The sequence below is a fragment of the Bradyrhizobium sp. USDA3516 genome (genome assembly GCF_057651995.1).
Window position 1 is genome coordinate 109,446 of sequence record NZ_JBYGYN010000007.1, and the last position, 18,971, is coordinate 128,416.

An 18,971-nucleotide genomic window follows, 5' to 3' on the forward strand; every position below is an offset into this window, starting at 1 on the left:
GTGCCCATCGACCTCATCATCTTCGATTGCGACGGCGTGCTCGTGGACAGCGAGGTGATCTCCTGTCGCGCGCATGCTGACGTGCTGACGCGGCACGGCTATCCGATCACGTCGGAGCAGGTGCTGATCCGATTCCTCGGCGTGTCCGAGAAAGACGCGCGGCGGATGGTCGAACAGGAAATCGGCCGCAGTCTTCCCGACGATCTCGAGCAGCAGATCAATGCGGCCACGCTGCAGTTCTACGCCAGCGATCTGCAGCCGATCATCCATGTCGCGGCAGCCATCGCCGCGATCGATCTGCCCAAATGCGTTGCGTCGAGCGGCACGCCGGACAAGATCCACCACGGCTTGACTTGCGCCGGGCTCTACGACCTGCTCGCCCCGAACATCTTTTCCGCGAGCCAAGTCGCGCGCGGCAAACCTGCGCCCGATCTGTTCCTGTTCGCCGCCGCGCAGATGAAGGTCGCACCGGAGCGGTGCCTCGTGGTCGAGGACAGCGTCCCCGGGGTGACAGGCGCGCGCGCCGCCGGGATGATCGTGCTCGGCTTTCACGGCGGCGGCCACTGCCCGCCGGGCCACGCCGAACGGTTGCGCGCCGCAGGCGCCAACCTGACCTTCGACGATATGCGGCAATTGCCGGAGCTGGTGCGACGGGTCGAGACCGACGCCGACGCCCTACCGGGGTAATTTCGGGCACTTGGGTCATTCCGGGGCACGTGCGACGCGTGCGAACCCGGAATCTCGCAATAAAACCTCTGGATTCCGGGGTCACGACTGCGTCGCGCCCCGGAATGACGGGTGGAAATGGCTCCATTCGCTGGATTTTTGGCCCCCCAGCCTATATTTGAGGGCCGTCCTCCCACCTCCATTTCGGGTTCCATGACGCCGCCGCGCAAGCTGCACATCAAATCATATGGCTGCCAGATGAACGTCTACGATGCCCAGCGCATGGTGGACACGCTGGCCCCGGAAGGATTCGTGGAGACTGATAGCGCGGAGGATGCCGACCTCGTCATCCTCAACACCTGCCATATCCGCGAGAAGGCCTCCGAGAAGGTCTATTCCGAGCTCGGCCGCCTGCGCGTCGCCAAGGACGAGGCCGCGCGTGCGGGCCGCACGATGAAAATCGCGGTGGCGGGCTGCGTAGCGCAGGCCGAGGGCGAGGAGATCGTGCGCCGCGCGCCTGTCGTCGACGTCGTGGTGGGCCCGCAGAGCTATCATCATCTGCCGGAGCTGTTGAAGCGCGCCGAGGGCGAAGGCCGCGCGATCGAGACCGAATTTCCCGCCGCGGACAAGTTCGGCTTCCTGGCCCAGCCGAAGCCGGACGCGATCCGCGCCCGCGGCATTTCCGCCTTCGTCACGGTGCAGGAAGGCTGCGACAAGTTCTGCACCTTCTGCGTCGTGCCCTATACGCGCGGCGCCGAAGTCTCGCGCCCGGTGGCGAAGATTGTCGACGACGTGAAGCGGCTCGCTGACAACGGCGTGCGCGAGCTCACGCTGATCGGGCAGAACGTCAACGCCTATCACGGCGAGGGGCCGGACGGAAAAACCTGGCCGCTCGGGCGGCTGCTCGAACATCTGGCGACGATTCGCGGCATTGCGCGGCTGCGTTATTCGACCAGCCACCCCCGCGACGTCGACGACAGCCTGATCGCGGCCCATCGCGATCTCGGTGCCCTGATGCCCTTCGTGCACCTGCCGGTGCAGTCGGGCTCGGACCGCATTTTGGCGGCCATGAACCGCAAACATACCGCCGATGATTACCTCGGGGTCATCGACCGTTTCCGGTCCGCACGCCAAGACATTGCTTTTTCATCGGATTTCATCGTCGGCTTCCCCGGAGAGAGCGAGCAAGATTTTCTCGCCACCCTCGCGCTTGTCACGCAAATCGGCTACGCTGCGGCCTATTCGTTCAAATACTCCGCCCGGCCGGGAACGCCGGCCGCGGATATGCAGGAGACGGTGTCCCCCGCCGAGATGGACCAGCGATTGGAGCGGCTCCAGGAACTGATCGACAGCCAGCAATCGGCCTTCAACAAGGCCGCGATTGGCTCAACGGTCGACGTGCTGTTCGAGCGTCCGGCGCGCAAAGACGGCCAGATCGTGGGCCGCACTGCCTACCTCCAGCCCGCCCATGTGATGGCCCCGCCCGACATCATCGGACAGATCCTGCCTGTCAGAATCGACAGCCTCGAGCGCTACAGTTTTCTCGGCGAGCTCGTGACGCCGCGCAAGGCGCGCGAGCCCGCTTTATCGCAAGCCAGTGGAGCCTGAACCCTTGCCCAAAAGCGCATCGGATTCGTCTTCGTTCGCTCCCAGCCGCAAATTTGACCGCGACATGCAAGTTCCGCCCGAGACTCAGGTCGTCATCGACTTCGACGACAACCGCGCCGCTTCCGCGCTGGTCGGCCCGTACGGCCAGCATCTGGCGCAGATCGAACGGCGGCTCGGCGTGGTCGTCGATTCCAAGGGCAACCACATCACGATCGGCGGCACCCGCGACGGCTGCGACGCCGCGCGCCGCGTGCTGGAGATGCTGTACGCGCAGGCCGCGAAGGGCCACGATCTCGACCAGGGCGAGGTCGAGGGCGCCATCCGCGCCGTGATCGCCCAAGGCTCGCTGTTCGAGTTCGACGCCAAATCGGCCAAATCAGCCTTCGACAGCATCAATTTGCGCAAGCGTCCGGTGCGGGCGCGCACGGCGGCGCAGGATTCCTACATCCGCGCGCTCAAGCGCCACGAGCTGGTGTTCGGCATCGGCCCGGCCGGCACCGGCAAGACCTGGCTTGCGGTTGCGCATGCCGCGCAGCTGTTCGAGCGCAAGGAGGTCGACAAGATCATCCTGTCGCGCCCGGCAGTGGAAGCCGGCGAGCGGCTCGGCTTCTTGCCCGGCGATCTCCGCGAAAAGGTCGATCCTTATCTGCGGCCGATCTACGATGCGCTCTATGATCTCATGGATGCGCGCATCGTCGAGCGCGCGCTGCAGACCGGCGAGATCGAGATCGCGCCGCTCGCCTTCATGCGCGGCCGCACGCTGACCAACGCCGCCATCATCCTGGACGAGGCCCAGAACACCACGTCGATGCAGATGAAGATGTTCCTGACGCGTCTTGGCGAGAACAGCCGCATGATCGTGACGGGCGATCCCTCACAGATCGACCTGCCGAACGGCCAGACCTCGGGCCTGGCCGAGGCGACCCGCCTCCTGAGCGGCGTCGAGGGCATCGCCCAGGTTCATTTCAAGGCAGAGGACGTGATCCGCCACGAGCTCGTGGCGCGGATCGTCGCCGCCTATGAAGGGTCGCCGCAGCGGCCGGCCAAAGGTCAATCCTGACGAGGCAGCACCGGACCAAAACGGGCGCGAGCACGGCGCCCTTCGTCCGAGACAACACAATGTCCCATTTCAACCTTCCCATGACCGAGGTCCTCGTCGTCGCCGATTGCTGGCAGCGCGAGCCCGATTCCGAAGCCGTGATCCAGCGCGCCGTGGCGGCGGCCGCCGAGAGCGTCGACGAAGACGTTGCCGACGCCGAAGTGGCCGTGATGCTGACCGATGATGCCGGCATCCGCACGCTCAACAGCAACTGGCGCGGCATCGACAAGCCGACCAACGTGCTGTCGTTTCCCGCGCTGCAGCCGGAGGGTGCGCGGAAGCCAGGCGATGCGCCGCGCATGCTCGGCGACATCGCGATCGCCTATGAAACCATGCGGCGCGAGGCGGACGAGGAGCACAAGCCGTTCGACCATCATCTGAGCCACCTCGCCGTGCACGGCTTCCTGCACCTGATCGGCTACGACCACGAGAACGAGGACGAGGCCGAGGAGATGGAAGCGCTCGAAACCGAGATCCTCGCCCATCTCGGTATCCCCGATCCCTATGCCGACCGCCCGGGGACGCACTGAGATGCCCGACTCCGAGCCTACCCACGACAATCCGCGCGCCACGGCCAATCTGCCGGTCGTGGTGACGCCGGGCGAGGTGCTGCGCCCGAGCGCGGAAAGCTGGCTGCTGCGCGCCATCCGCACGTTGTTCGGCTGGAAGGCGGGGTCGGTGCGCGACGATCTCCAGGTCGTGCTCGACGCCTCGACGCCCGACGACACCGGCTTCTCCGCGGTCGAGCGCACCATGCTGCGCAACATCCTCGGCCTGCACGAGCGCCGCATCGCCGACGTCATGGTGCATCGCGCCGACATCGTCGCGGTGAAGCGCGACATCCCGCTCGGGGAATTGATGGACCGCTTCGAGAGCGCCGGCCATTCGCGCCTCGTCGTCTTCAACGAGACGCTCGACGATCCCGTCGGCATCGTCCACATCCGCGATTTGCTCGCCTTCATGACCGCGCGCGCCCGGGTGTCGGAAGCCACCAAGACCAAGCGCAAGAAGCCGCTGCCGGCCGGGCTCGATTTGCGCGCGGTCGATCTCGCGCTGCCGCTTCACGAGGCGCACATCATCCGCAAGCTGCTCTACGTGCCGCCGTCGATGCGGGCAATCGACCTGCTCGCGCAGATGCAGGCCTCGCGCATCCATCTGGCGCTGGTGGTGGACGAATATGGCGGCAGCGACGGGCTGGTCTCGATCGAGGACATCGTCGAGCAGATCGTCGGCGAGATCGACGACGAGCACGACAGCGACGAGCCGCCCTCGATCGTGCGCCTGCCCGACAACGCCTTCATCGCCGATGCCCGCGCCCGCCTCGACGACGTCCGCTCGCTGATCGGCGAGGATTTCGTCACCGGCGAGGCCGGCGAGGAGGTGGAGACGCTGGGCGGCTATCTGGTCAGCTTCGTCGGGCGCCTGCCGGTGCGCGGCGAGGTGATCTCGGGCCCCGGCAATTACGAGATCGAGGTGCTCGATGCCGATCCGCGCCGCGTCAAGCGGCTGCGCATCGCCACGCGGAAGGAGCGCCCGGCGCCCCGCACCCAGCGCGAGAGCCGGCGGCGTGACGCCACGCCGGGGAGCGGACAAGCGCCGGCCAGCGACACGCCCACGCCGCCGCCGAGCGACGGGGCCGCCCCGCAGTGAGCCCATCGCAGCGCTTTCGGCAAATTGCGCTCGCCATCATCCTCACCTGGGGATGGCAGCGCGCCATCGTCGCCATGGCGGCCGGGGCGCTGTCGGTGCTGGCGCTGGCGCCGTTCAATCTCTTTCCGGTGCTGTTCGTCACCTTCCCGGTGCTGGTCTGGCTGATCGACGGCGCCGGGGCCGGCCGCTATGGCGGCGTGCCCGCCGCCGCCCTAACCGGCTACTGGTTCGGGCTCGGCTATTTCGTACCCGGCCTCTACTGGATCGGCTACGCCTTCTTCGTCGAAGCCGACACATTCGCCTGGCTGACGCCGTTCGCGGTGCTGGGCCTGCCGGCCTATCTTTCGATCTTCACGGCGATCGGCTTTGCGCTGGCGCGCCTGCTCTGGAGCAAGAACGCCACGCGCGTGCTGGCGCTCGCAGCGAGCCTCACCATCAGCGAATGGCTGCGCGGCCATGCGCTGACCGGCTTTCCCTGGAACGCGTTCGGCTATGCGCTGTCTGAGCCATTGCCGCTGGCGCAGACGGCCTCGCTGATCGGCCTGTGGGGCATGACGTTCCTGACGATTGCGATCTTCGCGAGCCCGGCGACGCTGATCGACCGCACGTCCGATCGGCGCCTGCAATGGCGGGTGCCGGCCGCGGCCGTCGCGCTCCTGCTTGTCATGAGCATCTTCGGCGCAATCCGCCTGTCGCTGCATCCGACCACGATGGTATCCGGCGCCAAGCTGCGCCTGATGCAGCCCAACCTGCAGCAGGACGTGAAATTCAACTACGCCGCCAAGCCGGAGGTGATGAAGAAGTACCTCGCGCTGTCGGACCGCGCCTCCGGCCCGCAATCGACCGGCGTGCGCGATGCCACCATCCTGATCTGGCCGGAATCCGCCTTTCCGTTCTTCCTGACCCGCGAAGCCGACGCGATGGCGCAAATCGCCGATCTCTTGCCGAAGGGCACGGTGCTGATCACGGGCTCGGTCCGCGCGCCGGATGTGCCACGGGGCACGCCGATCACGCGCGCCTACAACTCGATCTACGTGATCGATCACGATGGCAGCGTGCTCGCCGTGTACGACAAGCTGCATCTGGTCCCCTTCGGAGAATTTCTTCCCTTCCAGTCGTTGATGGAGAAGCTCGGTTTCGAGCAACTAACGCGTGTGCGCGGCGGCTTCATTCCAGGCACCGTGCGGCATGCGCTGCCGGTTGCCAGCGCGTCGTCCGCGCTGCCGCTGATCTGCTACGAGGCGATCTTTCCCGGCGAAGTGGCTGGACGCAACGAACGTCCGGGCTGGATCGTGAACCTGACCAATGACGGCTGGTTCGGCATCTCGACCGGTCCCTACCAGCACCTGGAGCAGTCGCGGATGCGCGCGATCGAGCTCGGATTGCCGCTGGTCCGCTCGGCCAATACCGGCATCTCCGCGGTGGTCGATCCGGTCGGCCGCACCGTCGCCAGCCTCGGTCTCGGCCTCGAAGGCGTTTTGGACGCAAGCCTGCCGGCTGCGATCCCACCGACCGTTTATGCACGGGTGGGTGATGTGCCTGCAGCGATGCTCGTCGCGGTGGCCGTGCTGTTGGCGGTCCGCCGACGAATAGGCAAACGCCGGCCCTGATCGCACTGCCGCCGCGGCGGCCGGAATCCTTTGACAACCGTAGTCCCACGGTTGACAGACTGCACGCGGCCTCCCCATTCTGCACTGGCTGCGAAAGATAGCGGTGCATTGCTAAATTTCTCCGCAATGTTTCCCAATAACAGGGTTTGATTTTGCGGTGTTGCACCCGAGGCATGCTTGATCATTGCGCCGAAGGTGGTGTTTGGAGGGCTGAGGAAATGTCGAAAGCGCCCAACCCTGTTGACAAATATGTCGGCAGTCGCGTGCGCATGCGCCGCATCATGTTGGGCATGAGTCAGGAGAAGCTCGGTGAAGCTTTGGGCCTGACTTTCCAGCAGATTCAGAAGTACGAGAAGGGCACCAACCGGGTCGGCGCGAGCCGCATCCAGCAGATCGCGGAGATCCTCCAGGTGCCGGTGTCCTTCCTGTTCGAGGGCGGCCCGAGCGGCGTGCCGGGTCCGGATGGCTTCAGCGAAGGCGCCTCGCCCTCTTACGTCTCGGACTTTCTCGCCACCTCCGAAGGGCTTGCTTTGACCAAGGCGTTCACGCGAATCACCGATTCGAAGATGCGCCGCTCGATCGTCGATCTGGTCGAGCAGATCGCGGCCCGCGAAGGTCCCGACAAGCGCTGACGCTCATGTCCACGGCGATTTGAGACTGCGTCAAATCTGGCCTATGTCGTCATTTACGACCGCGCTTTGATGCGCGTCCGCTTCGATGATGCGATTCAAAGGCACAGATGCGTCCATGACCGGCTCCAATTGGTTCGATTCGCAAACTATTCTCGATGGCATCCGCCGCTGGGTGGAGATCGAGACGCCGACGGAAGCACCTGAACAGGTCAACAAGCTGGTCTCCGTCGTCGCGGAGCAATACGGCGACCTGCCTGTCACGCTGGAACGCATCGCGGGCACGGACGGCTGCGGCGATCATCTCGTGGCGCGCACGAATTGGGGACAGGATCAGCCGGGCATCCTGGTGCTGAGCCATCTCGATACCGTCCATCCCATCGGCTTCATCGAGCGCCTGCCGTTCAAGGTCGAAGGCGACGTCGCGTTCGGTCCCGGCATCTACGACATGAAGGGCGGCGCCTACATCGCCCACCACGCCTTCCGCGCGCTTTGCGCGACGGGCGATCGCTCGCCGCTCGGCATCACGCATCTGTTCACGTCCGACGAGGAGATCGGCAGCCCGACGTCGCGTGCGCTGATCGAGCAGGAAGGGCGCAAGGCCAAATACGTGCTGGTGACCGAGCCGGCGCGCGACGGCGGCAAGATCGTCACCGCACGCAAGGGCGTCGGACGCTTCCGGGTGTTCATCAAGGGCGTGCCCGCGCATGCCGGCTCGCGGCCCGAAGACGGCCGCAGCGCCGTCCGCGAGCTCGGCAACGTCATCCTGGCGCTGGAAGGGATGAACGATCTGAGGCGCGGCGTCACCGTCAATGTCGGCGTGGTGCGCGGCGGCACGCGCCCCAACGTCACGCCCGAAGATGCCTATGCGGAAGTCGATCTGCGCGTCGTGAGCCTCGGGGACGCCGACGAGTTCGTCGGCAAGATCCTCGGACTGAGATCGAAGACCGACGGCGTCACGGTCACGGTCACCGGCGAGCTCAACCGGCCGCCTTACGAGAAGAGCAATGCGGGCGCCTCGCTGTACGAGCATGCCAGGACGCTCGCCAGCGAGATCGGCTTCGAGCTGATCGACACCCACACCGGCGGCGGCTCGGACGGCAATTTCACCGCCCCCCACACCGCAACGCTCGACGGGCTCGGCGTCGACGGCAAGGGCGCGCACACCCATTATGAGCAGCTCTATGTCTCCTCGCTGGCACCGCGTGCGCGGCTGCTGCATCGGCTTTATCAGACGCTGCGATGAGCGAACGTAAATCAGGCCCTGACCGTGACGACAGCGAGCGCGCCTTCTTCGGGCGCCGCAAGGGCCACAAGCTGAGGCAGCACCAGGCCGGGTTGATCGAGCAGTTGCTGCCGCATCTTGCCCTCGACATCGAGGGCGAGACGCCGGCGGACGCCCGCGACATCTTCGATCCCGCAGCCGACGACGTCAGGCTCGAGATCGGTTTCGGCGGCGGCGAGCATCTCGCGGCCGAGGCGCAGCACTTTCCCGCCACCGGCTTCATCGGCTGCGAGCCCTATGTCAACGGCATGGCCAAGATCCTCGCGCAGATCGAGGCGGCCAATATCGGCAACATCCGCCTGTTCGCGGGCGATGCCGCCGAGCTCTTGGCCTGGCTGCCCAAGGAGTCGCTGTCGCGGATCGACCTGATCCATCCCGATCCCTGGCCGAAGCGGCGGCACTGGAAGCGGCGCTTCGTTCAGGACCGCACCATCGCGGCGATGGCGCGCGTGCTCAAGCGAGGCGGCGAATTCCGCTTCGTCTGCGACATCGACGATTACTGCGCCTGGACGCTGTCGCATCTCGCCCGCTCACACGATTTCGTCTGGCTTGCCGAACGCGCCGACGATTTCCGGCTTCCATGGCCGGGCTACACCATGACGCGCTACGGCCGAAAGGCCGCGCGCGAGGGACGCAAGGCGGCGTACTTGCGGTTTCGGCGGGTGTAATTTTTCGCGCGATCCGTCCGCCGTCGTCATGCCCGGGCTTGTCTCGGGCATCCACGTACTTTCTTTCAGTGGCACGAAGAACGTGGATGGCCGGGACAAGCCCGGCCATGACGGAGTAGACCTGACCTTAGATCAAATCGTCTGCCGGTTGCGCCAGAAATTCACGACGCGTTCGGCGGTCGTCGGCATCAGGCGCGTGAAATTCACGCGCGCGGCCTCGATGTCGGCGTCGGCCGGCGTGCGGTTCGAGCCGTACCAGAGCAGGATCAGCGCGCGCACCGTGGGCCAGCCGAGGTTCAGCACGCGACCCAGGATCAGCAGCGGATCGTAGCGGTCGCCTGCGATCAGGCGGTCGAGGACCTGGAGGCGGACGCCCGACAGCGCCGACAGCGCGGCGACCGATTCCTCGTATTTGTGCGCCTTGGCGAAACCGAGCAGCGCGCTCTCGCCGAGATGGCCCTCGCGATTCAAGGTGAGCACGGTGCGCTGCGCCGCGGAGAAATCGCGGCGCGGGCCCGGCGGCAACGCGGCCTCCTCGATCGCGGCCATCGCGCGCTTGATCTCGGCCTGGCGCGCGGGATTGACCACGGTGGAGAGGCGGCGGCGGATGACGTCGAGCGTCCCGTCCAGCAACTGCTTCAGATTCTCGCCGGAAAGGTCGCTACGCTGGCCGATCTTCAGCGTCAGCACGCCGTCCTGCGCCGCACGCTTGATCATCTCGGAATAGCTGCCCGGCGAGAACATAGCACCGGCATTGGCGGCGGCGCGGCGCACCACGTCGCGATCGCCGCGCTCGACCAGCACGTCGGTGACGGCGGGAGACAAAGCGGGACGCTCGGTCATCGCCAGAAGATGACCCTGGCCCTTCAAGCGCGCGATCTCGACCAGCGCCGCGTCGTCGAGCACGGGCGAGCGGCGCAGCACGGGGCCGGCCACCATGATCTCGTTCTCGCGCGCGAGCTGATTGACGAGGTGCGGCGGCGCATTGTCGAGGTGCGAGAAGCGCTCGGCCAGATCGGCGCGCGATACGAGCTCGGCATGCGGCACGAGATCGATCAGGAGATTGTCGAACAGATCGATCAGCTCGGGGCGGAGCTTGTCCGCATCGCGAAAGAACAATTGGGAGATGGCACGCGCGATTTCGCCGCGGCGGCGCGGATCGCCGCGCTTGACGATATCGTCCAGTCCAGGAATGAGCGACGTGGCAACGGTCATGAAAACGCAACTCGAACGGGGCACGCCGCGGGTGCGCCCTTGGTCCAAGCCGCCCCACGATCGGGAATCTAGGCCTGCTTGATGAAGGAAGCGTTGCGCAGGGGTCCGCGGACGGGCGCAAAAAGCCCCGTTCCCGCTGCAATGGGCCTTGTCCGCGGGATGGGAAAGCGCTATATCAGCGCCGATTCATCTTCTCATACGATCCGCGTAGTGAGAGTGGGCCCGCAAGGACCCGCTCTTTTTTGTTACCTGAACGCGGCTCGGCGGGAGATGCGCCCGACGCGTCGTCGGGAAAGTTCCGAAGCGGGCTTTGACATCGTAACCAAGCCTTAACCCAAGCCTTAACCCAAGCCTTAACCAACGAGCGTTCTGACCCTGGACATGACCGAGCCGAACCCTGGTTCCACGGATGCCGAATTGCTGGCCGAGCCGCGGCTCGTGGTCGAGCCCGGCGTCGCGGCGCGGGTGTCCGCGGTGGCTGGTCCCGTGCTGCAGGGCATGGGCTACCGCCTGGTCCGGATCCGCATTTCCGGGGAAGCCGGCTGCACCGTGCAGATCATGGCCGAGCGGCCGGACGGCTCGATGCAGATCGAGGATTGCGAGGCGATCTCGCGGGCCCTGTCGCCGGTGCTCGACGTCGCCGATCCCATCGACCGCGCCTATCGCCTCGAGATCTCCTCGCCAGGCATCGACCGCCCGCTGGTGCGCCGCTCCGATTTCGAGCGCTATGCCGGGCATCTGGTGAAGATCGAGATGGCGGTCGCGCATGAGGGGCGCAAGCGCTTCCGCGGCACGCTCGGCGCGGTCGAGGGCGACAGCGTGCATCTGCATCGCGACGATACCAAGGCCGGCGACGATGCCGACGTTCTCCTGACCATGGAAGATATCGGCGAGGCACGCCTGGTGCTGACTGATGAGCTGATCGCGGAATCCATGCGCCGCGGCAAGGCCGAGGAGCGCAAGATGCGCAGGGATCTCGGACTGGAGCCGCCGGCTGCGCCGCACGCGGAGATCAGTGCGAAGATCACCAAGAACACCAAGCCGAAGAAGAAGCCGGCCCCGACCAACACGAAGAAACATCGCCTTGCCGCCGAACGCGCGCGGCGCGGCGAGATCGAGCCTGACCAAGGAGACTAGCCATGGCAGTCAGCGCCAACCGACTTGAATTGCTTCAGATCGCCGACGCCGTCGCACGCGAAAAGTCGATCGACCGCGGTATCGTCATCGCGGCGATGGAGGACGCCATCGCCAAGGCGGCGCGGGCACGTTACGGCAGCGAGACCGACGTTCATGCCGAGATCGACCCGAAGAAGGGCGAGCTGCGGCTGTCGCGCCACATGCTGGTGGTCGACAAGGTCGAGAATCACTCCAACCAGATCTCGCTGGTGGACGCACAGCGCGCCAATCCCGGCGCCCAGGTCGGCGACACCATCGCCGACACCCTGCCGCCGCTGGAATATGGCCGCATCGCCGCGCAATCGGCCAAGCAGGTGATCGTGCAGAAGGTGCGCGAGGCCGAGCGCGACCGGCAGTACCAGGAATTCAAGGACCGCATCGGCGACATCGTCAACGGCGTCGTCAAGCGCGTCGAATACGGCAGCGTGATCGTCGATCTCGGCCGCGGCGAAGCCATCATCCGCCGCGACGAGATGCTGCCGCGCGAGGTGTTCCGCAACGGCGACCGCGTCCGTGCCTACATCTTCGACGTCCGCCGCGAGACCAGAGGCCCGCAGATCTTCCTCTCCCGCACCCATCCGCAGTTCATGGCGAAGCTGTTCGCGCAGGAAGTGCCGGAGATCTATGACGGCATCGTCGAGATCAAGGCGGTGGCCCGCGATCCGGGCTCGCGCGCGAAAATCGGCGTGATTTCCCGCGATTCCTCGGTCGATCCGGTCGGCGCCTGCGTCGGCATGCGCGGCTCGCGCGTGCAGGCCGTGGTCAACGAGCTGCAGGGGGAGAAGATCGACATCATTCCCTGGTCGCCCGACATCGCGACCTTCGTGGTCAACGCGCTGGCGCCGGCGGAAGTCTCCAAGGTCGTGATCGACGAGGACCGCGAGCGCATCGAGGTCGTGGTGCCCGACACCAACAACCAGCTCTCGCTGGCGATCGGCCGCCGCGGCCAGAACGTGCGCCTGGCTTCGCAGCTCACCGGCTGGGACATCGACATCCTGACCGAGCAGGAGGAATCGGAACGCCGCCAGGCCGACTTCGAGAACTCGACCCGCGTCTTCATGGAATCGCTCAACGTCGACGAGGTGGTCGGCCAGCTGCTGGCGTCCGAGGGCTTCACCTCGGTCGAGGAGCTCGCGATGGTGGACGTCAAGGAGCTCGCCGGCATCGAGGGCTTCGACGAGGAGACCGCGCAGGAGTTGCAGAACCGCGCCCGCGAATATCTGGAGCAGCAGGAAGCCGAGCTCGAGGCGCGGCGCAAGGAGCTCGGCGTCGAGGACGCGCTCAAGGACGTGCCCGGCGTGACCTCGAAGATGCTGGTGAAGTTCGGCGAGAACGACATCAAGAGCGTCGAGGACCTCGCCGGCTGCGCCACAGACGATCTGGTCGGCTGGACCGAGCGCAAGGAAGGCAGCGAGCCGACCAAGCACGCCGGTGCGCTCGACGGCATCGACATCTCCCGTGACGACGCCGAAGCGATGATCATGCAGGCCCGCGTCAAGGCCGGCTGGATCACCGAGGCCGATCTCGCCAAGCCCACTGAGGAGGCCGAGGCGGCCGAAGATCAACCTGCTTGATGCGTGTTCAGCAAAAGTGGAGACCGGTTTTGCGTAAAGAACACGCGACTTAGAAGGTAAAGGAGAATGTTGCCCGGATGCTTGCAGATTCCGACCTCGAACTTGACCATGGGCCGCGGACCGAAAGGTCCGCGACCATGCGCATGTGCGCGGTCAGCCGCGAGGTCCGGCCGATCGACGAGCTGATCCGCTTCGTCGCATCGCCTGACGGACAAATAGTTCCCGATCTCAAGCGCAAGCTGCCCGGACGCGGGATGTGGCTCACCGCCTCCCGCAAGATGGTTGCGGAAGCGGTACGGCGTCACCAATTTAGCAAGGCCTTCAAGCGCGAGCTGCGCATCCCTCAGACGCTTCCCACCGACATCGAGGCGCTCCTGGTCCGGAGCGTGACCGAAGCCCTTGGGATCGCCGCCAAGGCGGGCCAGGTTGTGGCCGGCTTCGGCAAGGTCGAGAGCGCGCTTCGGGAAGGAACGGTCGAGGTCCTGATCCATGCCAGCGACGGGGCCGCGGACGGAATCCGCAAATTGGACATGCTGGCGCGTCAGAATGCCGGGAATCGCGGTGCTAAGGCGCAGATTCCCGTCGTCACCGCTCTGAAATCGGTAGAATTGGATTTGGCACTGACCCGGTCAAATGTGATACATGCTGCCCTGCTCGCGGGCCCGGCGAGCAAGTCATTCCTGTCACGTAGCCAGATCCTGGTCCGATACCGGATGGCGGACGACGACAAGACTGCCGAAAAACCCGGCCAGGATTTCTGAGAGACAACGACGACCCAATTGGATGGTGCGGCAACGCACAACACTGATAAATCAGGATTAGGACTGCTGAATGGTTGATACCAAGACCCCTGGCGACAAGAAGCTGAGCGTTCCGAGCAAGACGCTATCGCTCAAGCCGCGCGTCGAAACGGGCACCGTGCGCCAGAGCTTCAGCCATGGCCGCAGCAAGCAGGTCGTGGTCGAGAAGCGCGGCAAGCGCCGCATTGGCGACGGACCTGAGCCGCATGCGCCCGAGGTGACGGCCAAGCCCGCGCCGGCCGCACCCGCCGCGCCGCCGCGTCCGGCCCCGCCACCGCCGCGCAACGCCGGTTCCGGCGTGGTGCTTCGTACCCTCACTGAGGACGAGCGTTCGGCCCGTGCCAGCGCGCTCGCCGATGCCAAGCTGCGCGAGGTCGAGGAACGCCGCCAGGCCGAGGAAGAGGCCCAGCGCCGCGCCGCCCGTGAGGCCGCCGAGCGCGCCGAGCGCGAAGCCGCCGAATCCCGCCGCAAGGCCGAGGAAGAGCGCCACCGTCACGAGGACGAAGCCAAGCGCAAGGCCGAAACCGAGGCCAAGAAGCGTTTTGGCGAAGGCGAGCAGCCGGCCGTCGCGCGTCCCGCGGCACCGGCCGCTTCCGCTCCGCGCCCAGGCGCGCCCGCGTCCCGGCCTGGAACCACCACCACGGCACGTCCAGGCACCACGACGGCGCGTCCTGCAACCACGACCGCGCAGCGTCCGGGTGGACCGGCCGGCCGCGGCCCCGCCGTTGCGGCCGAGCCCGACGACGACGAGGCGCCGCGCCAGATCCGCCGCGGTCCCGGCGGCGCCGCGCGTCCCGTGGTAGCCCCCAAGCCCACCCACAAGCCCGGCCCGCAGAAGGAGCGCGGCCGGCTGACCGTCGTCACCGCGCTCAATGCCGACGAGGTGCGCGAGCGCTCGATCGCCTCGTTCCGCCGCCGCACCCAGCGCCTGAAGGGTCACGCCTCGAACGAGCCGAAGGAAAAGCTCATCCGCGAAGTGATCATCCCGGAGGCGATCACCATCCAGGAGCTCGCCAACCGCATGTCCGAGCGCGCGGTCGACGTCATCCGCATGCTGATGAAGCAGGGCGCGATGCACAAGATCACCGACGTGATCGACGCCGACACCGCGCAGCTGATCGCCGAAGAGCTCGGCCACAGCGTCAAGCGCGTTGCCGCGTCTGACGTTGAAGAAGGTCTGTTCGACGCTACCGACGATTCGACCGACACCGAGACCCGTTCGCCCGTGGTGACCGTCATGGGTCACGTCGACCACGGCAAGACCTCGCTGCTCGACGCGCTCCGTCACGCCAACGTGGTCTCCGGCGAAGCCGGCGGCATCACCCAGCACATCGGCGCCTATCAGGTGACATCGCCTGAAACCGGCAAGAAGATCACCTTCATCGATACGCCCGGCCACGCCGCGTTCACCGCAATGCGCGCCCGCGGCGCCAAGGTCACCGACATCGTCGTGCTGGTGGTCGCGGCCGACGACGGCGTGATGCCGCAGACGGTCGAAGCCATCAACCACGCCAAGGCGGCAGGCGTGCCGATCATCGTTGCCATCAACAAGATCGACAAGCCCGACGCCAAGCCCGAGCGCGTGCGCACCGAGCTGCTCCAGCACGAGGTGCAGGTGGAATCCTTCGGCGGCGAAGTCGTCGACGTCGAGGTGTCCGCCAAGAACAAGACCAATCTCGACAAGCTGCTCGAGATGATCGCGCTGCAGGCCGAAATCCTCGACCTGAAGACCAATTCGGAGCGTCCGGCCGAAGGCACCGTGATCGAGGCCAAGCTCGATCGCGGCCGCGGCCCGGTCGCGACCGTGCTGGTGCAGCGCGGCACGCTTCGCGTCGGCGACATCATCGTCGCCGGTGCCGAAATGGGCCGCGTCCGCGCGCTGATCTCCGATCAGGGCGAGACCGTGCAGGAGGCCGGCCCCTCGGTGCCGGTCGAGGTGCTCGGCTTCAACGGCCCGCCGGAGGCCGGCGATCGTCTCGCGGTGGTCGAGAACGAAGCCCGCGCCCGCCAGGTCACCAGCTACCGCGCGCACCAGAAGCGCGAGAACGCGGCAGCCTCGATCTCCGGCATGCGCGGCTCGCTCGAGCAGATGATGTCGCAATTGAAGACGGCGGGCCGCAAGGAATTCCCGCTGATCATCAAGGCCGACGTGCAGGGCTCGCTGGAAGCCATCCTCGGCTCGCTGGAGAAGCTCGGCACCGACGAGGTCGCAGCCCGCATCCTGCATGCCGGCGTCGGCGGCATCTCGGAATCCGACGTGACGCTGGCCGAAGGCTTCAACGCCGCGATCATCGGCTTCTCGGTTCGCGCCAACAAGGAGGCCGCTGCGGCCGCCAAGCGCAACGGCATCGAGATCCGCTACTACAACATCATCTACGATCTCGTGGACGACGTGAAGAAGGCGATGAGCGGCCTGCTCGCGCCGACCTTGCGCGAAACCATGCTCGGCAATGCCGCCATCCTGGAGATCTTCAACATCTCCAAGGTCGGCAAGGTCGCCGGCTGCCGCGTCACCGACGGCACCGTGGAACGCGGCGCCAATGTGCGCCTGATCCGCGACAACGTCGTCGTGCACGAAGGCAAGCTGTCGACGCTGAAGCGCTTCAAGGACGAAGTGAAGGAAGTCCAGTCCGGCCAGGAATGCGGCATGGCCTTCGAGAACTATCACGACATGCGTGCCGGTGACGTGATCGAGTGTTATCGCGTGGAGACGATCCAGCGCTCCCTGTAAGTCCAAATCTTACCGAAGCGTTCGGATCTTTTTGAACTGAGATTGCGGGAGTGCGATGGCCGGATTTTTCCGGCCATCCACACCTCTTCGTTCCAACAGGACAAATGACAATGCCCCGTGTCGAAAGGTACGGGCATGACGAGGTGATTTCCAGAAAATGCCACGGCACCATCAGAAGAAGAGTTCCGCGCCCGGCGGCTCGCAGCGTCAGCTGCGCGTCGGCGAGCAGGTTCGCCACGCGATGGCCGATATTCTGGCGCAAGGCAATGTGCATGATGCCGACCTCGAAGGTCACATCATCACCGTGCCGGAGGTGCGGATGTCGCCCGACCTGAAGCTCGCGACGGTCTACGTGATGCCGCTCGGTGGCCGCGACACCGAGATCGTCATCGCTGCGCTCGAGCGCAACAAGAAGTTCTTGCGCGGCGAGGTCGCACGGCGCGTTAACCTGAAATTTGCACCTGACATTCGCTTCCGCGTCGACGAACGATTCGACGAAGCGGAACGGATCGAGAAGCTTTTGCGAACGCCTGCGGTGCAGAAGGATTTGGAACAGGATCCGGATTCGGATCGGGAAGAAGAGCAATGACCATGGACCCGGCTCACGGCACGATCGGCGGCAACGACACCGATCAGCGCGACGCGCAGACCAACGATTTCGCGGAGATGGGCGGCAATTCGCAGCCGCATCAGGAGCCGCGCCGCGTCAACAACGATCCGCGCGCCAAGCAGCAGAAGGGCAACCAGGTCCGCCGCGACCGCCGCGACGTCCATGGCTGGGTCGTGCTCGACAAGCCGATCGGCATGACCTCGACCCAGGCCGTCGCCGTGCTCAAGCGCCTGTTCAGCGCCAAGCGCGCCGGACACGCCGGCACGCTCGATCCGCTCGCTTCCGGGGGCTTGCCGATCGCGTTCGGGGAAGCGACCAAGACCGTCCCGTTCGTGATGGACGGCCGCAAGCGCTACCGCTTCACGGTCTGCTGGGGCGAGGAGCGCGACACCGACGACATCGAGGGCCGGGTGACCACGACCTCGGACCGGCGCCCGAGCCGGGAGGCCATCCTGGCCCTGCTGCCCCGTTTCACCGGGGTGATCGAGCAGATCCCGCCGCGCTATTCGGCGATCAAGGTCCAGGGCGAGCGCGCCTATGATCTCGCCCGCGACGGGGAAATCGTGGAACTGGCGCCTCGCCCGGTCGAGATTCACCATTTAACCCTTGTCGATCAACCAGATAACGACCGGGCCGTGTTCGAGGCCGAGTGCGGCAAGGGCACCTATGTCCGGGCGCTGGCCCGCGACATGGGCCGGATTCTCGGCACTTACGGCCATATCTGCGCGCTGAGGCGGACTTTGGTCGGCCCATTTGGCGAAAACGACATGATTCCGCTGGATCAGCTGGAGGCTTTGTGCGATAGAGCCGCGTCCGGCGAGGGCAGCCTCGCCGACGCGCTTTTGCCCGTTGAGACCGCGCTGGACGACATCCCGGCACTGGCCGTCACTCGGGCTGATGCGGCAAGGCTCCATCGGGGCCAGGCCGTTTTGTTGCGCGGACGGGATGCGCCCACTTGTAGCGGCACAGTCTATGTCACGGTGGCAGGCCGTCTTTTGGCGCTTGCCGAAGTTGGCAATGGCGAAATCATCCCCAAGCGTGTGTTCAACCTGACCGGCCTGACTGCCAGCCCCGGTCGCAACGAGAGAAATTGACGATGTCGATTGCCGCAGAACGCAAAGCGGAAGTCATCAAGACGAATGCCACCAAGGCCGGCGACACCGGCTCGCCCGAGGTTCAGGTCGCGATCCTGTCGGAACGCATCAACAACCTCACCAACCATTTCAAGACCCACGTGAAGGACAACCATTCGCGTCGCGGGCTCTTGAAGCTGGTCTCGACCCGCCGCTCGCTCCTCGACTATCTCAAGAAGAAGGACGAGGCGCGGTACAAGGCGCTGCTCGAGAAGCACAATATTCGTCGTTAAGAGTTCCTGCGCGCGCCACCGGCGCGCGTTTTCGCGCGTGGTTTCGAACGAAAGCGCTTGTTTTAAGCTTTTTGATCGAGGTTGCGTGCACGTCGGATGCAAGTCGTTGGCGGCTGGCATCCGGGCACGAAGGGCGAGGACCGCGGTTCGGTGTTCGCATTCGTGCCGACTGACAGTCCAGCAGCAATCCGGCGGCTGGGCACAACGGGCAAGGCGCCCGTATGACCCGAAAGGATGGACGCCATCCGACATCCAAAAACCATGGCAGGATCGCAGGACGCTGA

The 18,971-nt window shown here is 65.8% G+C and carries 17 protein-coding genes; 16 read left to right on the plus strand and 1 reads right to left on the minus strand.

Features of this window, described 5'->3' with window-relative positions; genetic code table 11:
• From AC24YW_RS22285 to trmB, 9 genes are all read left to right on the plus strand, one after another.
• Positions 1-687 (plus strand): HAD family hydrolase, encoded by a 687-nt coding sequence (locus AC24YW_RS22285; protein ID WP_487484719.1) that lies wholly within the window; start codon positions 1-3, stop codon positions 685-687.
• A 192-nt stretch (positions 688-879) separates the two neighbouring features.
• Positions 880-2,274 carry a tRNA (N6-isopentenyl adenosine(37)-C2)-methylthiotransferase MiaB gene (gene miaB, locus AC24YW_RS22290; protein WP_487484720.1) on the plus strand — a complete coding sequence of 465 codons (1,395 nt, stop codon included), beginning with the start codon at positions 880-882 and terminating at the stop codon, positions 2,272-2,274.
• A 64-nt stretch (positions 2,275-2,338) separates the two neighbouring features.
• Positions 2,339-3,334 (plus strand): PhoH family protein, encoded by a 996-nt coding sequence (locus AC24YW_RS22295; RefSeq protein WP_487484721.1) that lies wholly within the window; start codon positions 2,339-2,341, stop codon positions 3,332-3,334.
• A gap of 59 nt (positions 3,335-3,393) precedes the next feature.
• Positions 3,394-3,903, plus strand: a complete 510-nt coding sequence (gene ybeY, locus AC24YW_RS22300) for an rRNA maturation RNase YbeY (protein WP_487484722.1) — start codon at positions 3,394-3,396, stop codon at positions 3,901-3,903.
• Between the two features lies 1 nt (position 3,904).
• On the plus strand, positions 3,905-5,023 hold the full coding sequence (locus tag AC24YW_RS22305; RefSeq protein ID WP_487484723.1) for a hemolysin family protein: 1,119 nt from the start codon (positions 3,905-3,907) through the stop codon (positions 5,021-5,023).
• Positions 5,020-6,633 (plus strand): apolipoprotein N-acyltransferase, encoded by a 1,614-nt coding sequence (gene lnt / locus AC24YW_RS22310; protein ID WP_487484724.1) that lies wholly within the window; start codon positions 5,020-5,022, stop codon positions 6,631-6,633. Before AC24YW_RS22305 ends, lnt begins: the two co-directional genes overlap by 4 nt.
• A 218-nt stretch (positions 6,634-6,851) precedes the next feature.
• Complete coding sequence (locus AC24YW_RS22315; RefSeq protein WP_018319423.1) at positions 6,852-7,265, plus strand: helix-turn-helix domain-containing protein; 414 nt, start codon at positions 6,852-6,854, stop codon at positions 7,263-7,265.
• An 85-nt stretch (positions 7,266-7,350) separates the two neighbouring features.
• Positions 7,351-8,508 carry a M20 family metallopeptidase gene (locus tag AC24YW_RS22320; protein ID WP_487484725.1) on the plus strand — a complete coding sequence of 386 codons (1,158 nt, stop codon included), beginning with the start codon at positions 7,351-7,353 and terminating at the stop codon, positions 8,506-8,508.
• Positions 8,505-9,215: a tRNA (guanosine(46)-N7)-methyltransferase TrmB gene (trmB, locus tag AC24YW_RS22325; RefSeq protein WP_487484726.1), complete on the plus strand. Its 711-nt coding sequence runs from the start codon at positions 8,505-8,507 to the stop codon at positions 9,213-9,215. Before AC24YW_RS22320 ends, trmB begins: the two co-directional genes overlap by 4 nt.
• Before the next feature lie 132 nt (positions 9,216-9,347).
• Here trmB and AC24YW_RS22330 read toward each other — a convergent pair whose 3' ends face one another.
• The gene (locus tag AC24YW_RS22330) at positions 9,348-10,430 is read right to left on the minus strand and encodes a DUF2336 domain-containing protein (RefSeq protein ID WP_487484727.1); all 1,083 of its coding nucleotides are present in this window, start codon (positions 10,428-10,430) and stop codon (positions 9,348-9,350) included.
• A gap of 381 nt (positions 10,431-10,811) precedes the next feature.
• Between AC24YW_RS22330 and rimP the strand changes: the two genes are divergently transcribed.
• The 7 genes from rimP to rpsO all read left to right on the plus strand — a co-directional run bounded on the left by rimP (position 10,812) and on the right by rpsO (position 18,687).
• Positions 10,812-11,567: a ribosome maturation factor RimP gene (rimP, locus tag AC24YW_RS22335; RefSeq protein ID WP_487484728.1), complete on the plus strand. Its 756-nt coding sequence runs from the start codon at positions 10,812-10,814 to the stop codon at positions 11,565-11,567.
• A 2-nt stretch (positions 11,568-11,569) separates the two neighbouring features.
• A complete protein-coding gene (gene nusA, locus AC24YW_RS22340) occupies positions 11,570-13,180 on the plus strand; it encodes a transcription termination factor NusA (RefSeq protein WP_487484729.1) in 1,611 nt (536 codons plus the stop codon).
• 77 nt (positions 13,181-13,257) lie between these two features.
• The gene (locus AC24YW_RS22345) at positions 13,258-13,941 is read left to right on the plus strand and encodes an RNA-binding protein (protein ID WP_487484730.1); all 684 of its coding nucleotides are present in this window, start codon (positions 13,258-13,260) and stop codon (positions 13,939-13,941) included.
• 70 nt (positions 13,942-14,011) lie between these two features.
• On the plus strand, positions 14,012-16,711 hold the full coding sequence (infB, locus tag AC24YW_RS22350) for a translation initiation factor IF-2 (RefSeq protein WP_487484731.1): 2,700 nt from the start codon (positions 14,012-14,014) through the stop codon (positions 16,709-16,711).
• A 157-nt stretch (positions 16,712-16,868) separates the two neighbouring features.
• Positions 16,869-17,300 (plus strand): 30S ribosome-binding factor RbfA, encoded by a 432-nt coding sequence (gene rbfA / locus AC24YW_RS22355; RefSeq protein WP_271510559.1) that lies wholly within the window; start codon positions 16,869-16,871, stop codon positions 17,298-17,300.
• Positions 17,297-18,415, plus strand: coding sequence for a tRNA pseudouridine(55) synthase TruB (gene truB, locus AC24YW_RS22360; protein WP_487484732.1), 1,119 nt, complete (start codon positions 17,297-17,299; stop codon positions 18,413-18,415). Before rbfA ends, truB begins: the two co-directional genes overlap by 4 nt.
• Positions 18,416-18,417: 2 nt before the next feature.
• Positions 18,418-18,687, plus strand: a complete 270-nt coding sequence (rpsO, locus tag AC24YW_RS22365) for a 30S ribosomal protein S15 (RefSeq protein WP_008540131.1) — start codon at positions 18,418-18,420, stop codon at positions 18,685-18,687.
• Positions 18,688-18,971: the final 284 nt, after the last annotated feature.